The organism is Streptomyces sp. SP18BB07, assembly GCF_036322545.1.
GTDB lineage: Bacteria > Actinomycetota > Actinomycetes > Streptomycetales > Streptomycetaceae > Streptomyces > Streptomyces deccanensis.
On record NZ_JAQYWT010000256.1, the window covers coordinates 1 to 19,982 of the forward strand.

The 19,982-nt window shown below is 70.4% G+C and carries 19 protein-coding genes; 11 read left to right on the forward strand and 8 right to left on the reverse strand.

Annotated elements, in window-relative coordinates:
• From PUR53_RS48115 to PUR53_RS10175, 11 genes are all read left to right on the forward strand, one after another.
• A partial coding sequence (locus PUR53_RS48115) for a TadE family protein (protein ID WP_443080279.1) occupies window positions 1–545 on the forward strand: 545 nt, incomplete at its 5' end.
• Between the two features lie 87 nt (window positions 546–632).
• Window positions 633–1,973, forward strand: a complete 1,341-nt coding sequence (locus PUR53_RS10130) for a CpaF family protein (RefSeq protein ID WP_329898176.1) — start codon at window positions 633–635, stop codon at window positions 1,971–1,973.
• Between the two features lie 29 nt (window positions 1,974–2,002).
• On the forward strand, window positions 2,003–2,959 hold the full coding sequence (locus PUR53_RS10135; RefSeq protein WP_329898177.1) for a type II secretion system F family protein: 957 nt from the start codon (window positions 2,003–2,005) through the stop codon (window positions 2,957–2,959).
• Between the two features lie 94 nt (window positions 2,960–3,053).
• A complete protein-coding gene (locus PUR53_RS10140) occupies window positions 3,054–3,983 on the forward strand; it encodes a DUF5936 domain-containing protein (protein WP_443078178.1) in 930 nt (309 codons plus the stop codon).
• Window positions 3,983–5,362, forward strand: a complete 1,380-nt coding sequence (locus PUR53_RS10145; protein WP_329908059.1) for a sensor histidine kinase — start codon at window positions 3,983–3,985, stop codon at window positions 5,360–5,362. The genes PUR53_RS10140 and PUR53_RS10145 overlap by 1 nt, the downstream gene beginning before the upstream one ends.
• Window positions 5,355–6,125 (forward strand): response regulator transcription factor, encoded by a 771-nt coding sequence (locus PUR53_RS10150; protein ID WP_329898180.1) that lies wholly within the window; start codon window positions 5,355–5,357, stop codon window positions 6,123–6,125. Before PUR53_RS10145 ends, PUR53_RS10150 begins: the two co-directional genes overlap by 8 nt.
• Before the next feature lie 105 nt (window positions 6,126–6,230).
• The gene (locus PUR53_RS10155; RefSeq protein ID WP_093791705.1) at window positions 6,231–6,440 is read left to right on the forward strand and encodes a hypothetical protein; all 210 of its coding nucleotides are present in this window, start codon (window positions 6,231–6,233) and stop codon (window positions 6,438–6,440) included.
• On the forward strand, window positions 6,437–7,054 hold the full coding sequence (locus tag PUR53_RS10160; protein ID WP_329908126.1) for a pilus assembly protein TadG-related protein: 618 nt from the start codon (window positions 6,437–6,439) through the stop codon (window positions 7,052–7,054). The genes PUR53_RS10155 and PUR53_RS10160 overlap by 4 nt, the downstream gene beginning before the upstream one ends.
• Window positions 7,055–7,069: 15 nt before the next feature.
• Window positions 7,070–7,663, forward strand: coding sequence for a hypothetical protein (locus tag PUR53_RS10165; protein ID WP_329908060.1), 594 nt, complete (start codon window positions 7,070–7,072; stop codon window positions 7,661–7,663).
• A gap of 2 nt (window positions 7,664–7,665) precedes the next feature.
• Complete coding sequence (locus PUR53_RS10170) at window positions 7,666–8,331, forward strand: OmpA family protein (protein ID WP_329908062.1); 666 nt, start codon at window positions 7,666–7,668, stop codon at window positions 8,329–8,331.
• Window positions 8,332–9,050: 719 nt separating this feature from the next.
• Window positions 9,051–9,620, forward strand: a complete 570-nt coding sequence (locus PUR53_RS10175; RefSeq protein WP_329898183.1) for a dihydrofolate reductase family protein — start codon at window positions 9,051–9,053, stop codon at window positions 9,618–9,620.
• Here PUR53_RS10175 and PUR53_RS10180 read toward each other — a convergent pair.
• From PUR53_RS10180 to PUR53_RS10215, 8 genes are all read right to left on the reverse strand, one after another.
• Window positions 9,617–11,002 (reverse strand): AI-2E family transporter, encoded by a 1,386-nt coding sequence (locus PUR53_RS10180; protein ID WP_329908127.1) that lies wholly within the window; start codon window positions 11,000–11,002, stop codon window positions 9,617–9,619. The two genes, PUR53_RS10175 and PUR53_RS10180, sit on opposite strands and share 4 nt — an antisense overlap.
• Before the next feature lie 165 nt (window positions 11,003–11,167).
• Window positions 11,168–11,893 carry a transglycosylase SLT domain-containing protein gene (locus PUR53_RS10185; RefSeq protein ID WP_329898185.1) on the reverse strand — a complete coding sequence of 242 codons (726 nt, stop codon included), beginning with the start codon at window positions 11,891–11,893 and terminating at the stop codon, window positions 11,168–11,170.
• Between the two features lie 395 nt (window positions 11,894–12,288).
• The gene (locus PUR53_RS10190; protein ID WP_329898186.1) at window positions 12,289–13,614 is read right to left on the reverse strand and encodes a PhoH family protein; all 1,326 of its coding nucleotides are present in this window, start codon (window positions 13,612–13,614) and stop codon (window positions 12,289–12,291) included.
• Window positions 13,615–13,940: 326 nt separating this feature from the next.
• The gene (locus PUR53_RS10195) at window positions 13,941–14,714 is read right to left on the reverse strand and encodes an isoprenyl transferase (RefSeq protein ID WP_329898187.1); all 774 of its coding nucleotides are present in this window, start codon (window positions 14,712–14,714) and stop codon (window positions 13,941–13,943) included.
• Between the two features lie 615 nt (window positions 14,715–15,329).
• Complete coding sequence (locus PUR53_RS10200) at window positions 15,330–16,124, reverse strand: class I SAM-dependent methyltransferase (RefSeq protein ID WP_329908063.1); 795 nt, start codon at window positions 16,122–16,124, stop codon at window positions 15,330–15,332.
• 186 nt (window positions 16,125–16,310) lie between these two features.
• Window positions 16,311–16,853 carry a carboxymuconolactone decarboxylase family protein gene (locus PUR53_RS10205; protein ID WP_329898189.1) on the reverse strand — a complete coding sequence of 181 codons (543 nt, stop codon included), beginning with the start codon at window positions 16,851–16,853 and terminating at the stop codon, window positions 16,311–16,313.
• 74 nt (window positions 16,854–16,927) lie between these two features.
• Window positions 16,928–19,279, reverse strand: coding sequence for an ABC transporter permease (locus PUR53_RS10210; RefSeq protein ID WP_329908065.1), 2,352 nt, complete (start codon window positions 19,277–19,279; stop codon window positions 16,928–16,930).
• Window positions 19,276–19,980, reverse strand: a complete 705-nt coding sequence (locus PUR53_RS10215) for an ABC transporter ATP-binding protein (protein ID WP_239760517.1) — start codon at window positions 19,978–19,980, stop codon at window positions 19,276–19,278. The genes PUR53_RS10210 and PUR53_RS10215 overlap by 4 nt, the downstream gene beginning before the upstream one ends.
• Window positions 19,981–19,982: the final 2 nt, after the last annotated feature.

Consider the following 19,982-nt stretch of genomic DNA (forward strand, 5'->3'; position numbering starts at 1 on the left):
GACGTCGGGTGAGCCGCGTACGGCGAGAAGGGGGCGTGTCGGGGGGTGTCCGCCCGCAGCGGTTGGCGCGTCAACAGGTCCGACTTCACAGCCGACCGATTCCGCGCCGTTCCGAGGACGGACACCCCCCGGCGCGCCCCCGACCCACCCACCGCGCCAGGGCGAACCCCCCACCCCCGGAACGACGCCCCACCCACCGCTGGAACGACCGAGGCTCCTCCATCCTGGAGTTCGCCGGCTTCCTCCCGATCCTGCTCCTGGTCGGCATGGCGGCGATCCAGCTCGGCCTGATCGGCTACGGCATCAGCCAGGCCGGCTCGGCAGCACGGGCCGCCGCCCGCGCCGAGTCACTGCACCCCGGAACCGGCGCGGCCGCAGGCGCAGCCGCGGCGAGCGCGTGGCTGAACCCCTCGGTCGACCCCGGAGGAGGCGGCACGGACACCACCACCGCCACGGTCGTCGTCACCGTCCCCTCAGTGATCCCCCTCTTCGACCCGGTCCCGGTGGAACGCTCGGCCACCATGCCGAACGACCAGGACCCCTGACCCACCCCCACCCGCACCCCCACCCCCACCCCCACCCGCCCCGGCCCAAGACACACCCCCCACCCTCCGAGAGGAGTTGACGAGAAGATGAGCCTGCGATCCCGTATCGCCGCCCCCGACGAGGGGGGAGCCGGACGCGAGGACGGACACCTCGTGGCCGTCTACCGCGCCAAGCTCCTCGAAGAGATCGACCTCGCCGAGATGTCGGCCCTGACCGCAGCCGACCGCAGGGCCCGCCTGGAACGCGTACTCGGCCACATCATCAGCCGAGAGGGCCCGGTCCTCTCCACGGGCGAACGCTCCGGGCTCATCCGCAGGGTCGTCGACGAGGCCCTGGGCCTCGGCGTCCTCGAACCCCTCCTCGCCGACGCCTCGATCACGGAGATCATGGTCAACGGCCCCGACTCGATCTTCGTGGAACGAGCCGGCCGCGTGGAACAGCTCCCCCTCCGCTTCGCCTCGACCGACCAACTGATGCAGACGATCGAACGCATCGTCTCCACGGTCAACCGACGCGTAGACGAATCGAACCCCATGGTCGACGCCCGCCTCCCCACCGGCGAGCGCGTCAACGTGATCATCCCCCCGCTCGCCCTCACCGGCCCGACCCTCACGATCCGCCGCTTCCCGAGGGCGTACACCCTCCCGGAACTCATCGACCTGGGCTCCCTCGACGAGCAGATGCTGATGCTGCTCGCCGCCTTCGTCCGGGCCCGCTTCAACGTGATCGTCAGCGGCGGTACAGGCACCGGAAAGACGACCCTGCTCAACGCCCTCTCCGGCCTGATCCCACCCCGCGAACGCATCATCACCATCGAGGACTCCGCCGAACTCCAGCTCCAGCAGGAGCACGTCATCCGCCTGGAGTCGAGGCCCCCCAACATCGAGGGCAAGGGCCAGATCACCATCCGCGACCTGGTCCGCAACTCCCTCCGGATGCGCCCCGACCGCATCATCGTCGGTGAGGTCCGCGGCGGTGAGACCCTCGACATGCTCCAGGCCATGTCGACCGGCCACGACGGCTCCCTCGCCACGGTCCACGCCAACTCCGCTGAGGACGCCCTCATGCGGCTCCAGACCCTCGGCTCGATGTCCGAGGTCCTCATCCCCTTCGAGGCCCTCAAGGACCAGATCAACTCGGCGGTGGACGTGGTCGTCCAGCTCACCCGCTTCGCCGACGGCTCCCGCAAGGTCACCGAGATCGCGCTGCTCGTCTCGCACGGCCGCGAACAGTTCCGGATCGCCACCGTCTCCCGCTTCGCCCCGGACCCCCTCGGCGCCGACCGGGTCGTCCACGGCCGCTTCGAGCACCTGCCGATACCCCGCCCCGTCGCGGAGAAGCTGTACGTGGCCAACGAGCCGCTGCCCCCCGCGTACAACGTGTCCGAGGCCATCGACCCGCTCAACACCCGCCAGGCCATCGGATAGCCGAGAGCCCCGAGGAGGTAGGACCGACCATGGCGACCACCGACACCACCACCCTGCTGGCCCTCGGCGCCACCGTCCTGGGCGGCACCCTCGCCGTCGCGGGCGCGCACGCGTACGCCTCCGGCCGCGCCCAGCGGCAGGCCCTCGTCGACCGTCTCGCGGGCCACCAGGGCGGCCCCCTCCGCACGGCGGCGGGCCGGGTACGGCGCTTCACGGCCGTCGACCGCCGTCTGCGCCGCACCCGACTGGGCCGCGCCATCCACCTCCGGCTGACCACGACCGGACTGGACCTCACGGCGGGGGAGTTCGCCACCTACGTCGCCCTGGTCGTCGTGGCGCTGTGGCTGATCGCCGCCGCCACCCTGGCCCCCTTCTTCGGCCCGATCGCGGGCGCCGTGGGCGTGTGGGCGGCCGCCATCTTCCTCAACTGGCAGCGCCAGAAACGCATCGAGGCCTTCATCAATCAACTCCCCGACGTGGCCCGCCTCCTGGCCAACGCCACCGCCGCGGGACTGGCCCTGCGTACGGCCCTGGCGATGGCGGCGGAGGAACTGGAGGCCCCCGCCGGGGAGGAACTGGCCCGCGTCGCCGACCAGTTGGCGCTCGGCCGCTCGGTGGACGACGCCCTCGGCGAGCTCGCCGAACGCCTCCCCTCCCGCGAACTGATCGTCCTCGTCACCACCCTCGTCCTGTCCAACAAGGCGGGCGGCACGGTGGTCAGTTCCCTCCGCAACCTCACCCAGACCCTGGAGGACCGGAAGGAGACCCGCCGCGAGGTCCGCACGATGCTCTCCGAGGTCAACGCGACGGCCTTCACCGTCCCCCTCCTCGGCCTCGGCTCCCTCCTCCTGATCAACTCCTCGAACGACGGGGCCCTGGCCCGGGTGACCGGCTCACCCGTCGGCCAGCTCCTGGTCCTGATCTCGATCGGCCTCTACACGGTCGGCTTCTTCGTCATCCGCCGCCTCGGCAAGATCGAAGTATGAGAAGGCCCTGATGACCGACATGACGATCTCGGTGCTGACGACGTCGACACTCACGACGTCGACACTCACGACCTCGGCGGGGACGACGTCGACGTTGACGACCTCGGCGGCGGCGACGACCGCGACGCCCCCCTTCCTCCCCCTCCTGCTGGCCCTCCTGACGGCGATCTCCGTGGCGGGTGTGATCCTCGGCATCCGCATGATCCGCGCCGACGCGAAACTCCCGAGCGACCTGGCTCTCGCCCTGGAGGTGGGCGCCACCCGCGTCTCCAAGACCGGCTCGGCCGTCGACCGCCTGGGTATGCGCTTCGCCCCGCTGGTCCTGCGCCTCATGGGCCCGCGCCGGGTCGAGGCCAAACGCCACCGCATCGACATGGCGGGGAACCCCGGCGGCCTCACCCTCAACCGCTACGCCGCCCGCCGGGCCGTCTACGGCTTCTTCGGCACCTTCATGGGCCTCGTCTTCCTCACCAGCGGGCGCCCCCTGTTCGCCGCGTTCACCTTCGCCTTCGGTCTCCTCGCCGCCGACGCGGCGATCTGGCAGGCCATCCGCGAGCGCAAGGACGTCATCGACCGCACGCTGCCGGACTTCCTGGACGTCCTGGCCGTGGTCGTCTCGGCGGGCCTGGGGTTCCGCCAGGCCCTCGACCGGGTGGCGGAGAAGTACGAGGGCCCCTGGGCCGACGAACTGCGCATCACGCTCCGCCAGATGGACATGGGCGTCAGCCGCCGCCAGGCCTTCGACGAACTCCGCAGGCGCAACTCCTCCGAACAGGTGGCCCAGTTCGTCTCGGCGCTCCAACAGGGTGAGGAACTCGGCTCTCCCATCGCCGAGACCCTGATCCAACTGGCCGCCGACATGCGCCGCACCGACGCGCAGAACGCCCGCCGCCGAGCCGCCCGCACCATCCCCAAGGCCACCCTCGTCACCCTCGTCTTCATGCTCCCGGCCACGATGATCCTCATCGCCACGGGCATGTTCCTGGGCTCGGGCACCAACTTCGGCGAAATCCTGGGCCGCTGATGAACCCCCTGAACCCCAGGCGGCGCCTCGTCACCGCCGAGCAGCGGAACCCACCCCCGCCCAGCCCCGGCGACGGCCCCCCACCCCCCACCGGCTACCTCGCGGACGACGCCACACCCCCCGCCACCCTCCGCCTGCAACTCAACGCCCTCCAGGCCCTCGCCCGCCAAACCTTCGCCGTCCGCCTCACCACCCTCACCATCGGCACCCCGTTCGCCATGGCCAACACCACGAACGGCCCCCCGACCCACGCCGTACTCATCGCCGCCGTCCTCGGCATCACCGTCTCGTACGCCATGCTCAGGGACTGGTACCGCTTCGCCCCCCGCCTCCTCGCCCACCCCACCCTCATGGCCCTGGACCTCCTCTTCGGCGCGGTCCTCCTGCTCACCGCCTCCCCGGCCTCCCCCCTCGCCTACGCCACGGTCTGCACCCCCCTCCTCTCCGGCCTCCTCTACGGCTGGCGCGGCGCCGGCGTCCTCACCGGCCTCCAGCTCGCCGTCCTCCTCACCGTCCACCGCGCTTGGGAACACCGCCCCGGCGCGGGCGCCAACACCCTCCTCATCGCCGGCGTCTGCGTCGCCGCCGGCATCATCGGCGTCACCCTCCGCAACCTGATGTTCCGCTTCGGTACGGCCACCCAGGCGCTCTCCGAAGCCACCTCCCGCCTGGCCGTCGCGGAGGCCGTGGAGTCCGAGCGCGCCCGCCTGGCCCGCGACCTCCACGATTCGGTGGCCAAGACCCTCCACGGCCTCGCCCTAGCCGCCGACGCCCTGGCGACCTCGGCGGACCACCCCACCCCGGACCCGGCCCACCTCAGACAACAGGCCGGCCTCGTCGCGTCGGCGGCCCGCCGAGCCGCCGCCGAATCCCGCGACCTCCTCACGGACCTACGCCGCCACACCGACCTGACGGCGCACGCCCCACCCACCGACCTCACGGCCGAACTGACGGCGAGGGCGAAGGACTTCGAGTCCCGCACCTCGATCCCCACCCACGTGACCCACCCCGGCGAGGAACCCCCACCCCTCCCACCCGAAACGACCCACCACCTCCTCGCGATCACCTCGGAGGCCCTGGAGAACATCCACCGCCACGCCCATGCGACCACGGCGGAGGTCTCCCTGACGACCACACCGGACACGCTCCACCTCACGATCAAGGACGACGGCGTGGGCCTGCCGCCCACGTTCACCCTCGAAGAAGCGCAAAGATCCGGCCACTTCGGTCTCCTGGGCATGGCAGAACGAGCGGCCCGCACGAACGCGACGCTCCACCTCCGCACGACGGCCCCGGGCACGGAGGTAACGCTGACCCTCCCGCTGCCCGCCTGCGACCCCCCGCCCCTCACCCCCCGACAGGAGGCCGCACATGCCTGACCAACCGCAGGCACGCCCCGGCCCACCCCTCCGCGTACTCGTCGCGGACGACAACCCCGTGGTCCGCGCCGGCCTCACGGCCCTGCTGGGCGCGCATCCCGACATCACGGTGGTGGCCCAGGCCACGAACGGCGAGGAGGCGGTGCGCGAAGCACGCCGGCACCGCCCGGACGTCGCCCTCCTCGACGTCCGCATGCCGGGCACGGACGGCCTCACCGCGCTCCCCGAACTGGCCGCCCTCTGCCCCGTGATGATGCTGACCTACAGCACGGAGCCCGAGGTGGTGACCGAGGCCCTGCGCCGTGGCGCCTCCGGCTACCTGGTCCACGGCGAGTTCACGGCTCCCGAACTCATCACGGCGGTACGGGGTGTGCGGGAGGGGCGCCCGGCCATCTCTGCGACTGTCTCAACTTCACTCGGCGTTTCCTACGAACCTTCACACGAAAGTCACGATCACACTTCGCACCTGCAACCATCTGTGGCACAGTCGTCAAAGCCTGGCCCGACCCGCGCGACCACTCTGCACCGCCCCGCCTTCGACCGTGTCAACCGCCCGTCCTTCGGCCTGAGTTCAAGGGAGGTGGAGGTGATGGACCTCATCGCGTCCGGCATGAACAACCGTCAGATCGCCGCCGCCTGCTTCATCAGCGAGAAGACGGTCAAGAACCACATCAACCGCATCTTCGCGAAACTGCACAGCTCGACCCGCAGCGAAGCGATAGCCCACTGGCTGGGCACCACCCTGGGCGGGTGGCCCCGATGACCCCACCCCCCGACAAAAGTTGGGCCCCCGGACCCACCCCCCGTACGTGCCGTCTCACGTACGGTGATCCGGTTGGTGTCGGTATCGCGCGGGAAGGCAACCGCCATGAAGGTGAAACACCGTTTCGAGACCTGGTGGACCACGGTCACCACCCGCATGCGAGGCAAAGACCGGGACGCGGGCGCGGGATTCGTGGAGTACGCGGGCATCATGATCATCGTCGCGGGAATCTTCGTGATGATCGACGGCCTGGGGCTGGACGGGTTGATCTCAGGCGCCATCCTGGCGGCCGTGAGCAACGTCATCGGCGGCTGAACCCCCCACGGCGGTTCGACGACCGTGGGTCCACCCTTCCCCTCTACATCTGGCTGACGGCCATCCTGCTCTTCACGGCGTTGGCCTTCTTCGCGTTTGCTCAAGCCGCGTCCGCCCGCAGCGGTGCCCAGTCTGCGGCGGACGCTGCGGCGTTGGCAGCGGCACAGCAGGCGCGAGACGAACTGTTGCTGGACCTGGGGGACGCCATCGGCGCGGGCGATGTCGACTGGTTGGACTGGATCGACCTGTCCGGAGGCCTCCCCAACGGGGGAGATGCCACCACCGCGGCGGCGGAACTGGCCGCGCAGAACGACTCGACACTCCAAGGCGGAGCCCAGCCCACTGAAGTGGGCGGCGACCCAGGATTCCAGGTCGACGTGGTGACGGACTACACCGTGGGCGATTCGATCATTCCCGGTACCGAGGACATGACGGCCACGGCGCGGGCGGTCGCTGTCATCCAACCGCGCTGCGACTTCGACGTGAGCGCCAACCCCACCAAGCCCGTCACGCTGGACTGTGACGGCGTACCCGTGGACATCGACCCCGGAGATTTCGATCCGGACGACCTTCCCGACGCGTCTGTGATGTTCTCTGTGCGTCTGGCCCAGTGAGAGGAAGCTGTGTTCATGAAGTTCCGGTACACCATGAAGGGCCGCACGGCTCTGTCCACGGTGACGATCGCCGCCGGGCTGGTTCTCACGGTGGCCGGCTGTGGTGGAGGCGGGGACGACGACAAGGCGTCTGACACGAAGTCATCGTCGACGCCGTCCAAGGACAGTGGACAGGACGACGAGAAGGAGTCCGATGCCCCCACCACGGAGTCGGTCCTGGCCGAGGTCAAGGCCGGCGGCCTGACGCTCAAGGTCACTTCGGCCGTGCGTGACGGTGGTGGTTTCGTCACGGTCGAGGGCACAGTCACCAACGGCACCGGCAAGCCATGGGTCGGCGCGGAGTGGCGCGGCGACGAGAGCGAACTGGTCAAGAACGGCGGCTCGATCGCGGGCGCGAACCTGGTCGACCAGACCGGCAAGAAGAAGTACCTCGTCCTCCGTGACACGGAAGGGCGTTGCCTGTGCACGAGGTTCACCGGCGGCGTCGGGACCGGCGCGACCACCGACTGGTTCGCCCAGTTCCCCGCCCCTCCCGAAGGCACCACCTCCGTAGACTTCCAGGTCGGCGCCATGCCCCCCGCCACCATCGAACTCTCCGGGGACGAGTGACCATGACCGTCCTCACCCCACGGCTCACCGCGGCCCTGGCGGTCCTGGCCGCCCTCACCCTCGCGGTGCCCTCCCAGACCGCCGTCGCCGACGACCCCAGCGAACCCCCCGGCACCGTCACCACGTCCCCACCCCCGGAGGTCGACGCGAACAGCCCGGGCCTCAAGCTCGCCCAGGGGGCCACGCTCGCCCCCGCCAAGGTCCTGGACATCAAGTCGGTCGTGGAGGACCTCGGCGGCGAGGAACGCCGCGAGGACACCAACGAGAACGTGACGTTCGCACTCCAGGCGGAGGTCCTCTTCCCGAAGGACAGCGCGAAACTCAACCCGCAGGCCCGCTCCCGCATCCAGACGATCGCGGAGGAGATCAAGAAGCAGAGCGCGGGCACGGTCCGCGTCTTCGGCTTCACGGACAACCTCGGCTCGTACGCCCACGGCCTGACCCTCTCCAAGAAACGCGCCGAGGCCGTCCACGACCTCCTCGCGGCCGACCTGGGCGGCAACGTCACCTTCGAGGTACGCGGCTACAGCGAGGACTACCCGATCGCCGACAACTCCTCGGAGGAGGGCCGTAAGAAGAACCGCCGCGTCGAGGTCTCCTTCCCCCGCACCACAGCCGACCCCGAGACCGCATCGGACACCAGCACGGACACCGGCGACGAGAGCTGACCCGACGCGACCCGCCACCGCACTCACTCCGGCAACGAATCCCGTACGCACGCGCGTGGAACCGGGTCTCACCCGGCTCGTCGAGATACCGCCGTACGAGGACCTGCTCGGCGCGGAAGGGCAACGTACGGGTCGCGAGCCAGGGCGAGCAGCACCCCCAGCACCCCCAGCACCCCCAGGGCCTCCAGGGCCTCCAGGGCCTCCAGGGCCTCCAGGGCCGTACGGGCGGCCTCGCGGTCCTCCGGGCCGGGGAGACCTCCACGGCGTAGGCGACCGCCGTGCGGACGTCGGGGTGCGGACGAACGGCGTACCGCAGGATGCCCCGGGCACCGTCGGCGAAGCCGACCTGCCGCACCAGCCCCCGGACGACGAGCCCGAGGACGGCCGGATGCTCCTCCACCGCCATCCGCGTGGTCCGGGTGCCGCTCGGCACCCTCCTCCGCGAAGTCGAGCGCGCTACGGCCGTGCTCCGCCGCCGAGAAGGGCCCGGACCGCAGCCTCGTCGTCGTCCCGCGCGGCCCGCCCCAGTGGCTTTGAGCCCGATTCCCCCACTCTCGGCTCACTCGAACGCCCGTCCGAAGCGCCCTAGGCTGGTACGCCGACACGGGCGACCGGTTTCCCCGCCGGGACCCACGTCCGTGCGACCCGCCCCCGCACGAGCGATCCTCTCCCTCACAAGCCGAGACACCCGAGACAGCCCCGACACCCGAGAGGCCCCCATGCGCAAGCTCGTCCTGATGATGTCCGTGTCCCTCGACGGCTACATGGAGGGCCCGAACCGCGAGATCGACTGGCACCTGGTCGACGACGAACTGCACACGCACTTCAACGACGTCCTCAGGGACATGGGCGTCTTCCTCGAAGGCCGCGTCACCTACGAGCTGATGGACGCCTACTGGCCCACGGCCGACCGGGACCCCGACACCCCGCGCCCTGTCGCCGACTTCGCCGAGATCTGGCGCAACAAGCCGAAGCTGGTCTACTCCCGCACCCTGCGCCACGGGGACCGGCACACGACGATCGTCAGGGAGGTCGTCGCACGGGACATCGAGGCGCTCAAGGCACAGGAGGGCGGTGACCTGGTCGTGGGCGGCGCCGAACTGGCGGCCGAGTTCATGCGCCACGACCTGGTCGACGAGTACCGCGTCTACGTCCACCCCGTGCTCCTGGGAGCCGGCAAGCGACTCTTCCCGGCGGCCGACACGGCGGCCCCAACCGCCCTGCGCCTGGTCGAGACCCGCACCTTCGGCAACGGAGTGGTCCTCCTCCGCCACGAACGCACCCGCTAGGCGCTGTCGTGCACGCCGCCCCGCCCGTGCTCGTCCGCGTACGCCCGTAGCGACCCCACCACCGTGTTGGTGACCGCGACCAGGGGCACGGCCACCACCGCGCCCCCGATCCCCGCGACCATGCCACCGGCGGCGACCGCCAGCACCACGGCCAGGGGATGCACCCGGACGGCCCGGCCGAGGATGAACGGCTGGAGGATGTGCCCCTCGATCTGCTGCACGGCGAGCACCACGACCAAGGTCATGACGGCCGTGAACACGCCCTGGGTCACCAGGGCCACCACCACCGCCAGCGCGCCGGAGACGACCGCACCGACCAGCGGGATGAAGGAGAACAGGAAGATGAACACGGCCAGCGGGACCGCCATCGGCACGTCCAGGAAGTAGATCCCCAGGCCGATGAAGATCGCGTCGATCAGCGCCACGACCACCGTGCCGCGCACGTACGCCGTCAAGGTCCGCCAGGCGCGCGGCCCCGCGTCGGCGACACCCGGCCGGGCCGCCGTGGGCACCAGTTTCAGGGCCCACTGCCAGATTTTCTTGCCGTCGTACAGGAGGAACAGCGTGGAGAACATCGTCAGGAGGATGCCGGTGAGCGCCTCGACGATGACGGTCACGCCCTCCAGTCCCGCCGAGGTGATCGTGTCCGTGTTGTCGCTGATCGCCTCGCGGAGGTTCTTGGCGATGTCGTTGATCTGGTTCTCGGTGACGTGGAACGGGCTGGCGAGCAGCCAGCGCTGCAACTCGTCGATGCCGTCCTGGATCTGGTCGGAGAGGTCGTCGATGTTCTCCATGACCTGCCAGGTGACGAACCAGCCGATCAGTCCCATGACGATGAAGCCGAGGGCGGCGGTCAGCGCCGTGGCGAGGCCGCGCGGTACGCCGAGCCGGGTCAGCCGTGCCACGGTCGGCTGGAGCACGGCGGTGACGAGCAGCGCGGCGGTGAACGACAGCACCAGCAGCCGTACCGAGCTGATGACCCGCATCAACACCCAGACGGTGCCCGCGAGCACGAGCAGCCGCCATCCGGCCTCGGCCGCCACCCGCATCCCCCAGGGCACCGCCGACGCGGGATCCGGACGGCTGTAGAGAACGGGAGCGGCCGCCCGACTCTGAGAACCGGCAGATCCCGCAGAGCCCGCAGATCCCTCGGAACCCGAAGAGCCGCCCGCCCCGGCGGGCAAATCCCCCTGGCGCTCCTCGGAGGCACCCGGGCCGGACGAGCCCTTCGCCCCCGACTCCGACCGCGACCCAGACTCCGACCGCGACCCCGGCTCCGACGTCGACTCCGCCTCCATCTCCGCCCGGCGTCGCTCCAACCGCTCGCCCCACCCGCTCAGTCCGGCGCCGAGCCGGCCGAGCCACCCTGGAACTCGCGACATCATCCGTCCTCTTCCCCCGTCGCTCCTGTGGGTCACCACTCCTCCCGGAGGCCGCGATTCCTCTCGGGGGCTTCGACCGTACATGCCCGAAGCCCCCCACCAAAGGACGGTGGAGGGCTTCGCAGGGTTGAGCGGCGAGTGGTCGTCATCCCGTCGCCGATCGGCCTAGTACCAGTGGTTGGCCTGCCAGAACGACCAGGCCTCGCACGGGCTGCCGTAGCGCGATTCCATGTAGTTCAGGCCCCACTTGATCTGCGTGGCCGGGTTGGTCTGCCAGTCGGAACCGGCGGACGACATCTTGGAGCCGGGCAGCGCCTGGAAGAGACCGTAGGCACCCGAGGAGGGGTTGACGGCCTTGTAGTTCCAGGTGGACTCGTGGTTCACGATGTTGCTGAAGCACGTCCACTGGTCGCTGGCCACGACCGCCTTCGCCATCGCCTGGATCTCGGCGACGGTGTACGAGCTCTGCGCGGGGATGTCACCGAGCGAGCCGGCGGCGGCGGACTTCGACTCGGCCTCTGCCGCCGCCGCTTCCTTCGCCTTGCGCTCCTGCTCGGCCTTCTCCGCCGCCTTCTGCTTGTCGATCGCGTCCTGGGCCGCCTTCTTACGGGCGGTCTCCTCGGCGTCCTTGCGGGCGCTCGCGTCGGCGGCGATGGCCTGGGCGTCGGCCTGAGCAGTCAGGGACGCGGTCTGTACCTGGGCCTGCTGGCCCACGGGTATGTCGGCGAGCAACGTGGTGTCGTTCGCGACCGCCTCGGCGTCGTCAATGGTCGTCTGGGCGGTGCTGCCCGAGGCAACTCCGACGACACTGCCGACTGCGGTGACCGCGGTGGCCGAGGCCACTGCGAATCCCCGGACCGAAATCCGGCTCACACGGTTTCCTTCCAGCATCGCCCGCCTCGGTGACCCTGGCGGACGCAATCGTGCCCCTGACGCTGGCCTCCCAACTGCGGGGTCACGGAGGCGCGGGCCCGGTGGGCAACTCCCTTGCGGGAGCGCCGCGTGGTGCTCGGGCGGCATACGACGACGCTGTGGAGTTGACCTGGTGGTGCTGTTGTTCCGTACCGCTGGGGGTACAGGTGTGTCGTATGCGGGGCCTGACAGGAATGAGACTCTGCCGTAACCCGACACCGGGAGGCAATTCAGTGGTGAGTGTGAAAGCTCACACCTCGTTTGACGCTGGAGATTCCAGGAAACGCCCACACGCCGAGGCGCCGCCCGGCTAGGCTGCTGAGCCTTTTGCCGGACGGCGCCCGGGAATTGGGGCCGAACCCATGGTGTCGGGGTTAAATCTGCCCGTCCTCCAGCATTTCGGTCACAAGGGCCGCGATCTGGGACCGTTCGGACCTCGTCAACGTGACGTGGGCGAAGAGAGGATGACCCTTCAGCTTCTCCACCACGGCGACGACACCGTCGTAGCGACCGACGCGCAGGTTGTCACGCTGGGCGACATCATGCGTCAGAACGACCCGCGAATTCGCCCCGATCCGGGACAGAACGGTCAACAGGACGTTCCGCTCCAGGGACTGTGCCTCGTCCACGATCACGAACGCGTCGTGCAGGGAACGGCCGCGGATGTGCGTCAGCGGCAGAACCTCCAGCATGCCGCGGGCGGTGACCTCCTCGATGACCTCGCGGCTGGTGACCGCGGAGAGGGTGTCGAAGACCGCCTGCGCCCAGGGGCTCATCTTCTCGGACTCGGAACCGGGCAGATAGCCGAGCTCCTGCCCGCCCACCGCGTACAGCGGCCGGAAGACCATCACCTTCTGGTGCTGGCGCCGTTCGAGCACGGCTTCCAGACCCGCGCACAGCGCGAGCGCCGACTTGCCGGTGCCGGCCCGGCCGCCCATCGACAGGATGCCCACGTCCGGGTCGAGCAGCAGATCCAGCGCGATGCGCTGCTCGGCGCTGCGCCCCTTGATGCCGAACGCCTCCCGGTCGCCGCGCACCAGACGGACGTTGCCGTCGGGCGTCACCCGGCCGAGCGCCTTGCCGCGCTCCGACTGGATCGTCAGACCGGTGTGGACGGGGAGCGTGCTCGCCTCGGGGACGTGGATCGAGCCTTCCTCGAAGAGGATGTCGACCTGTTCGCCTGACAGGGTCAGCTCGGACATCCCGGTCCAGCCGGAGGCGTCCGTGATGGCCAGCTCCGCGCGGTACTCCTCGGCGAGGAGGCCCACGGAGGACGCCTTGATCCTCAGGGGGAGGTCCTTCGACACCACCGTGACGTCGAAGCCCTCGGCCTGCAGGTTGCGGGCGACCGCGAGGATCCGGGAGTCGTTGTCCCCCAGGCGGTAGCCGCTCGGCAGCACGCTGGGATCCGAGTGGTTGAGCTCGACCCGTACGGTGCCGCCGAGGTCCCCGATCGGGATGGGGGCGTCCAGGCGGCCGTACCGGACCCGGAACTCGTCGAGCAGCCGCAGGGCCTGCCGGGCGAAGTAGCCGAGTTCGGGATGGTGCCTCTTCGCCTCCAGCTCCGTGACCACCACGATCGGCAGCACGACTTCGTGCTCGTCGAAGCGGTTCAAAGCATTCGGGTCGGCCAGCAGGACGCTGGTGTCGAGAACGTAGGTGCGCCGGTCTGGCATACGGCGCTTTGTGCTGGTCACCACGGAAGGACGTACCCCCTCGGATGAGGTCGGGGAGCGACGAGAACGAACTGGGCCGGTCGTTGGCCCCGTTGCACGGGCCGGTGACCGGCCCTCCGCTGCTTCGTCCGTGCTGTGACCGCACGATCGGGCTGGTGCAAAGGGCCTCCCGGGCGGACGGCCCCGAGCCGCCCGCTGAGATCCGACACCCGTGGTTCGGGTGTCGACCTGACTGGCTTATGCCCTCGAACATGCGCCGCCATGCCAAGCGGTACGGCGGCGTCCCGATGAACTCCTCGTTACTTCTGTCCCGGTGAGGGTGGTACGCACCTCACTCGAACGGCGGAGTCTCAGCCTCCGTAGCGGCGGTGTCGCGCCGCGTAGTCCCGCAGGGCGCGCAGGAAGTCCACCTTCCGGAAGGCCGGCCAGAAGACGTCGCAGAAGTAGTACTCGGAATGGGCGGTCTGCCAGAGCATGAATCCGGACAGCCGCTGCTCGCCGCTGGTACGGATCACCAGATCCGGGTCGGGCTGGTCGACGGTGTAGAGATGGCTGCCGATCAGGTCCACGGAGACCTTCTCGGCGAGCTCCTCCATCGAGGTGCCCCGGTCCTGCGCGTCCTGGATCATCGACCGCACGGCGTCGGCGATCTCCTGGCGCCCGCCGTACCCGATGGCCACGTTGACCAGTATCCCGTCGACGTCCGCAGTGGCCTCCTCGGCCTCCTTGAGCGCGCGCTGCATCCCGGGGGAGAGCAGATCCAGTGCCCCGACGTGGTGCACGCGCCAGCGGCCGTCGGCGGCGAGGGAGCGGACGGTGTCCTCGATGATCCCGAGCAGCGGGACGAGCTCTTCCTTCGGCCGGTTGAAGTTGTCGGTGGAGAGCAGCCAGAGAGTGACGACCTTCACATCCGTCTCGGTGCACCAGCCGAGGAACTCCTCGATCTTGTCGGCCCCCGCCTGGTGGCCCTGCACCGTGGTGGAGCCCGCGGCCTTCGCCCAGCGGCGGCTGCCGTCCACGATCACGCCGATGTGCTCGGGCACCTGGGCGTGGTCGAGGTGGCCCTCGACCCTGCGTGCATAGACCCTGACCAGCAGGCCGCGCAGTGTGTCGCGCAGGTTCACGTCTTCCAGCCCCTCCGGTGCGGTGGCAGTCCCCTAGGTTGGCAGAGCCTACCGGGGCTGGAGGCCAACTACGCCAAGGGGCGTGCGGGGTCGGGCCCCGCCCGGGGCCCTGGCGGCGGCCTCTTCGGAGGGCCGCCTTCCGGGCAGAAAAAACGGGCCGGTCCGTGGGGGGGAGACGGACCGGCCCGAGGGGGGGTTTCCACCATAACCCTTCGTGAGTGATGCTGCGTGCATCGGCGTGCCACAACTACTCTCCGGAGTCGGACGACAGCGCGCGGGTGAGTGCGGAACCGTTCATTCAGGGTGTGATCGAGGGGTGATCATGGCCGAATCCTGGCGGATTCCAAGGAAGAATGAAGAAATCCCGAGGGGAATGTGGGGTTTGCGCACCGTTGTGCGACTTCCGGGGAGAAGGGCCCCGAGGCCCCCGTACGGGTGAAGCGCCGGTGGAACGCGCGCTTGACGTCGGTGGCGAGGTGCCCGGCTTCGCGCAGCCCCCTCCACTGCGCGAGGCCGTGCCGCGCAGCTTTGCTCACGCGAATTACCTTGGTCTGAACCTACGCGAGTAGACCCGGATAAGCCAAGCCGCGTGCGATAACGATGTGGACAACCGGCTCAGCCGGTCACCGGCCTGCGGGCCTCGAACAGCTGGCGGGCGCTGTACGCGACGAAGCGGCCCTCGGCCTCGATCCGCTCGTGCAGGGAACGGAGCTGGGGGAGGTATGCCTCGACGGTGAAGCCGGGCACCATCCAGACGACCTTCTTCAGGAAGTGCACGACCGCGCCGATGTCGTGGAACTCCATCCGCAGCCGCTCGGCCCGCCGCTCCACGATCTCCAGGCCGGCCGCCTCGGCGTCGGCGCGTTCCCGGTCCGGGTGGCGGGCGTTCCGGTTCTCCTTGGGCAGCGGGCCGGTGAAGTGCTCGACCAGCTCGAAGACGCTGCTCGGCCCCACGTGCTGCGCGAAGTACGTGCCGCCGGGCCGCAGCACCCGCGCGATCTCCGACCAGTGCGCACGCACCGGGTGCCTGCTGGTGACCAGGTCGAACGCCTCGTCGGCGAACGGCAGCGGCGCGTCCTGGTCACAGGCCACGACCACCGCGCCCCGGGGGTGCAGCAGCGCGGTCGCCTTCGCGACGTTCGGCGGCCACCCTTCCGTGGCCACGGTCACCGGCGGAAACCGGGGAGCGGAAGCGAGCACCTCACCGCCCCCGGTCTGGATGTCCAGCGCCGCCGAGGCCCGCCCGAGCCGCTCGGCCATCCCCCGCGCGTACCCCCAGGACGGCCGGGCCTCCGTGGCCCGCCCCTCGAACCACGAGAAGTCCCACCCCTCGGTGGGCACGGCATCGCCCTCGGCGACGAGTTCTTCGAAGGTCCGGGGCGCGAAGGCGGGGGAGGGGAGGGAAGCCATGGGAGCTGATTTTCCCCAGCGACGAAGCGATCGGCGACTGGTTTTCCGGCGCTGAAGGGCAGTGGGCGAAGCCCCTGCCCTTCAGGGGCGCGGGGAACTGCGCGACCAGCCCCCTCCGACCCGCAGCCGCCCCACGACCCCACCCCCCGAGCTCTCAGGCGATTCCCGGCCACCCGCCGCGAGGCGTCACGCGCCCGACTCGGAGAGAACCGCCTCCGCCTCCACCGTGACCCCCACCGCCTGCACCACCGAAGCGACCCGGAACGCCTCCTGCACAATCTCCCGGCTCACGCCGGCCCCGCGCAGCACCCGCTCGTGCGAGTCCAGACACGCCCCGCACCCATTGATCGCGGACACGGCGAGCGCCCACACCTCGTAGTCGACCTTGTCCACGCCCGGATCGCCGAGGACGTTCATCCGCAGCCCCGTCCGCAGAGCGCCGTACTCGTGGTCGGAGAGCAGATGCCGCGTACGGAAGAAGACGTTGCTCAACGCCATCGCCGCAGCCGCGGACTTCGCCGCGGTGTACGCCTCGGGCGACAGCCGCGCCCTCGCCTCCGGCGCCAGCTCGCGCAGCACGATCGCCGAACGCGAGGCGATCGCCGTGGCCAGCACCGTGCCCCACAACCGCTGCGCCGACAGCTCCGAGTCACCGAGGACGGCGTCGAGGTTCCGGCGGAGGTCCTTGGCGTAGTCCGGAATCAGGGACCTCAGGGTGTCGAGCGACATGACGTCCTCACTCCGGGGCGAGCGGTGGGCGGGGGTCCAGTGTGACGCCGCCGCGCGGACGCGGCGGCACCGGCCTACTCCGTACGCAGCCCCTCCGGCCGCATCATCCTCATCAGCGGCGGCATGCTCAGCGCCGTGACCAGGACGACGACGCCCGCGCCGATGCCCGTCATGGACAGCACACTGGACCAGTCGAGGGACACCGGCACGTTCGTCATCCGCAGCAGGACCGCGCCGAGGGTCACGCCGACCGTCGAGGCGAGGACCAGGCCGAGGGTGATCGGGATCGCCGTCTGCCACAGCACGGACAGGCCCAGTGTGCGACGCCGGGTGCCGAAGGCGACCAGCGCCGACAGCAACTTCCTGCGTTCGCGCAACTGCTCCAGCTGGGAGACGAGCAGGCTCGCGCCGATGAGGGTGAGCACGGCGGCGGCACCGACCAGCAGCCCGGTGCGGATATCCGCGAACTGGTCCACCCGCCTCGTCGTCTCCCACTCCCAGGTCCTGATCAGCGGATCGATCGCCACGGCCGCGTTGCGCACCTCGTCGAGCGCGTCCGGCACCTTGGGGTCGGTGCGTACGTAGATCGTGCCGTAGAGCTCCGTCGTGGTCTTCGCCGGCAGGGCGCCCGGGGTGGCCAGCAGCCCCGCCGTCCCGTTCCGCAGGGTGTCGGCGCGCTCCGGCACCGCGCGGACCTCGGCCGGCAGCTTCCAGGCGATCTCGGCGCCCTGCTCGTCGCCGGTGTAGGTCGGGTCGAAGTAGAGCGTGTTCCCGGGGGTGGCGACGTCCGTCACGGTCGGGTCCTCCGGGGTCTCCATCCGGAAGACGTCGCCGTCGCGGCAGGAGGAGATCCTCGCCAGTTCGCGCAGCGCGGCGCAGTCGCCGACGGTCAGTTCGGTGAAGTCCTCGGGGTCCTTGGCCTTGGTGGAGACGGTCGCGTTGGACAGTGCCGCGGTGGTCTGCGCGCCTCTGGCCCGCTTCAGCTTCTCGCCGACGACGTCCACCCGGGCGTCGTCCGGCAGCACGAGCTCCAACTGCGCCCGCGAGGTGTCCAGCCCGGTCGGTGCCTCGAACCGGGACTGGATGCCGGAGAACAGCATCTGCAGGGCGATCGCACCGGCCACCGCCACCGCGACGCCGTTGACCATGCGGGCCGCCATCCCACTGCTCAACTGCAGTCTGCGGACGGCCAGTTGCCAGGAGACGGCGCCCGAGCCCAGCCGGGCGACGAACGCCTCGACGGCCCAGGGCAGCAGCGCGGTGATGCCGATCAGGAGCAGAACGACACCGCCGATCACCATGTACTCGTTGAACTTTCCGTTCTCTCCGCCCTGGCCGATCATCGGGTAGAGCAGGGCGAGACCGGCGAGCGGCGGCAGCAGCCGCCACCAGAGCCTGCGGCGCGGCGGTTTGGCCGCGCGGACCACGCCGAGGGGCTCGATGACGACGCCGCGCAGCGCGAACAGGGTGACGAGGACGGCGGCGGCCGGCACCACGAGCGCGACCAGGAGGGCCAGACCGGGGGAGGGGTTGAGGTCGCTCGGGAACACGCTGATGTCGAACACCTCGACGGAGCCCGCCACCTCCCTGCCGAGCAGGAAGAAGCCCGCACCGAAGACCAGCCCCAGCAGGGAGCCCGCGAACGCCTCGCCCGCCGCGATCCGACGGGTCATCCGCCCGTCGGAGCCGACCAGCCGCAGCGCCGCCAGCCTGCGGTCGCGCCGCTCGCCGCCGAACCGTACGGCCGTGGCGATGAAGACGGCGACCGGCATCAGCAGCACCACGAAGACGACCAGGGTGAGCAGCAGCAGGATCGGGTCGACCTCCTCCTCGGGCGTGTCGGCGGTGTCCGTCCCGAACGCGTCGATCCGCGCCACCACCGAGCCGTCGACCCGGTCGGCGATCCCCTTGGCGCCCGCGTAGTAGACGAGGTCGGTCGAACCGATGAGTCCGGCCTGCCCGACGGTGCCCACCGTGTCGTACGGCAGGCGCTCGCGCAGGAGCTTCCCGGCGTCGGACTTCAGCAGGTCGGACAGGGCGGGGGAGACGACCATCTCGCCCGGCGCGGGGAACTCGGCGACCCCGGGCGGCAGCGGCGCGCCCGCGCCCTCGGGTTCGAGGAGCCGCCCCCGGATCTCCTCCTGCCGGTACTCGGTGTCGGTGTCGGCGATGACCAGACTCTTGTCGGTCGGCTTGGACTGGGGCTCGAGGTAGCCGATCCCCCGGTCCTGCCGGGCCTCCTCGCGGGTCTCCCGCGCGGACAGCACGCTCGGCACCGCCGCGGTGAGCAGCAGCAGCGCCACCCCGAGACCCACCCCGACGGCGGTGAGCAGGGCCCGCACCCACCCCTCACGGCCCCCGGTGAAGGCGAACCGCACCCCCATCGCCAGGTCCCGGTACCACTGGCGGAACACGGCGGCACTCATACGACGCGCTCCATGTCCCGGGACTTCCCGTCCCGTACGACGATCTCGCGGTCGGAGTACGCGGCCACCCGTGCCTCGTGCGTGACCAGGACGACGGCGGCGTTGGTGGACCGGGCGGCCTCGGTGAGCAGCTCCATCACCCGCTCGCCGTTGAGGGAGTCGAGCGCGCCGGTGGGCTCGTCCGCGAACAGCACCCGGGGGCCGGTGACCAGCGCCCGCGAGACGGCGACCCGCTGGCCCTGGCCACCGGAGACCTCACCGGGACGCTTGCGGGCGAGGTCGTCGACCTCCAGGCGTTCCATCCAGCCGAGGGCGGTCCGCTCGGACTCCTTGCGGGAGGCGCCGTTCAGCCGGAGCGGCAGGGCCACGTTCTCCACACAGGTCAGCTCCGGCACGAGCTGGCCGAACTGGAAGACGAACCCGAACTCGCTGCGCCTGAGCGCGCTGCGCTGGGAGTCGTTCATGGAGGCCATCTCGCGGCCGTTGTACGTGATCGAGCCCGAGTCGGGCGGCACGATCCCGGCGAGACAGTGCAGCAGGGTCGACTTGCCGGAGCCGGAGGGGCCCATCACGGCGACGACCTCGCCGGGGTGGATGGAGAACTCGGCGCCGTCCAGCGCGGTGGTCGGCCCGTAGGCCTTGCGCAGATCGGTCGCGACGAGCAGGGAACCGGCGGGGGCCGGGGAGAAGGCCGCGTTCACGG

Bases quoted from the DNA above. Each gene is read 5' to 3' on its own strand.
- PUR53_RS10130 (WP_329898176.1), top strand. From the start codon at position 633: ATGAGCCTGCGATCCCGTATCGCCGCCCCCGACGAGGGGGGAGCCGGA.
- PUR53_RS10135 (WP_329898177.1), top strand. From the start codon at position 2,003: ATGGCGACCACCGACACCACCACCCTGCTGGCCCTCGGCGCCACCGTC.
- PUR53_RS10145 (WP_329908059.1), top strand. From the start codon at position 3,983: ATGAACCCCCTGAACCCCAGGCGGCGCCTCGTCACCGCCGAGCAGCGG.
- PUR53_RS10150 (WP_329898180.1), top strand. From the start codon at position 5,355: ATGCCTGACCAACCGCAGGCACGCCCCGGCCCACCCCTCCGCGTACTC.
- PUR53_RS10155 (WP_093791705.1), top strand. From the start codon at position 6,231: ATGAAGGTGAAACACCGTTTCGAGACCTGGTGGACCACGGTCACCACC.
- PUR53_RS10165 (WP_329908060.1), top strand. From the start codon at position 7,070: ATGAAGTTCCGGTACACCATGAAGGGCCGCACGGCTCTGTCCACGGTG.
- PUR53_RS10170 (WP_329908062.1), top strand. From the start codon at position 7,666: ATGACCGTCCTCACCCCACGGCTCACCGCGGCCCTGGCGGTCCTGGCC.
- PUR53_RS10175 (WP_329898183.1), top strand. From the start codon at position 9,051: ATGCGCAAGCTCGTCCTGATGATGTCCGTGTCCCTCGACGGCTACATG.
- PUR53_RS10180 (WP_329908127.1), bottom strand. From the start codon at position 11,002: ATGTCGCGAGTTCCAGGGTGGCTCGGCCGGCTCGGCGCCGGACTGAGC.
- PUR53_RS10185 (WP_329898185.1), bottom strand. From the start codon at position 11,893: ATGCTGGAAGGAAACCGTGTGAGCCGGATTTCGGTCCGGGGATTCGCA.
- PUR53_RS10200 (WP_329908063.1), bottom strand. From the start codon at position 16,124: ATGGCTTCCCTCCCCTCCCCCGCCTTCGCGCCCCGGACCTTCGAAGAA.
- PUR53_RS10205 (WP_329898189.1), bottom strand. From the start codon at position 16,853: ATGTCGCTCGACACCCTGAGGTCCCTGATTCCGGACTACGCCAAGGAC.
- PUR53_RS10210 (WP_329908065.1), bottom strand. From the start codon at position 19,279: ATGAGTGCCGCCGTGTTCCGCCAGTGGTACCGGGACCTGGCGATGGGG.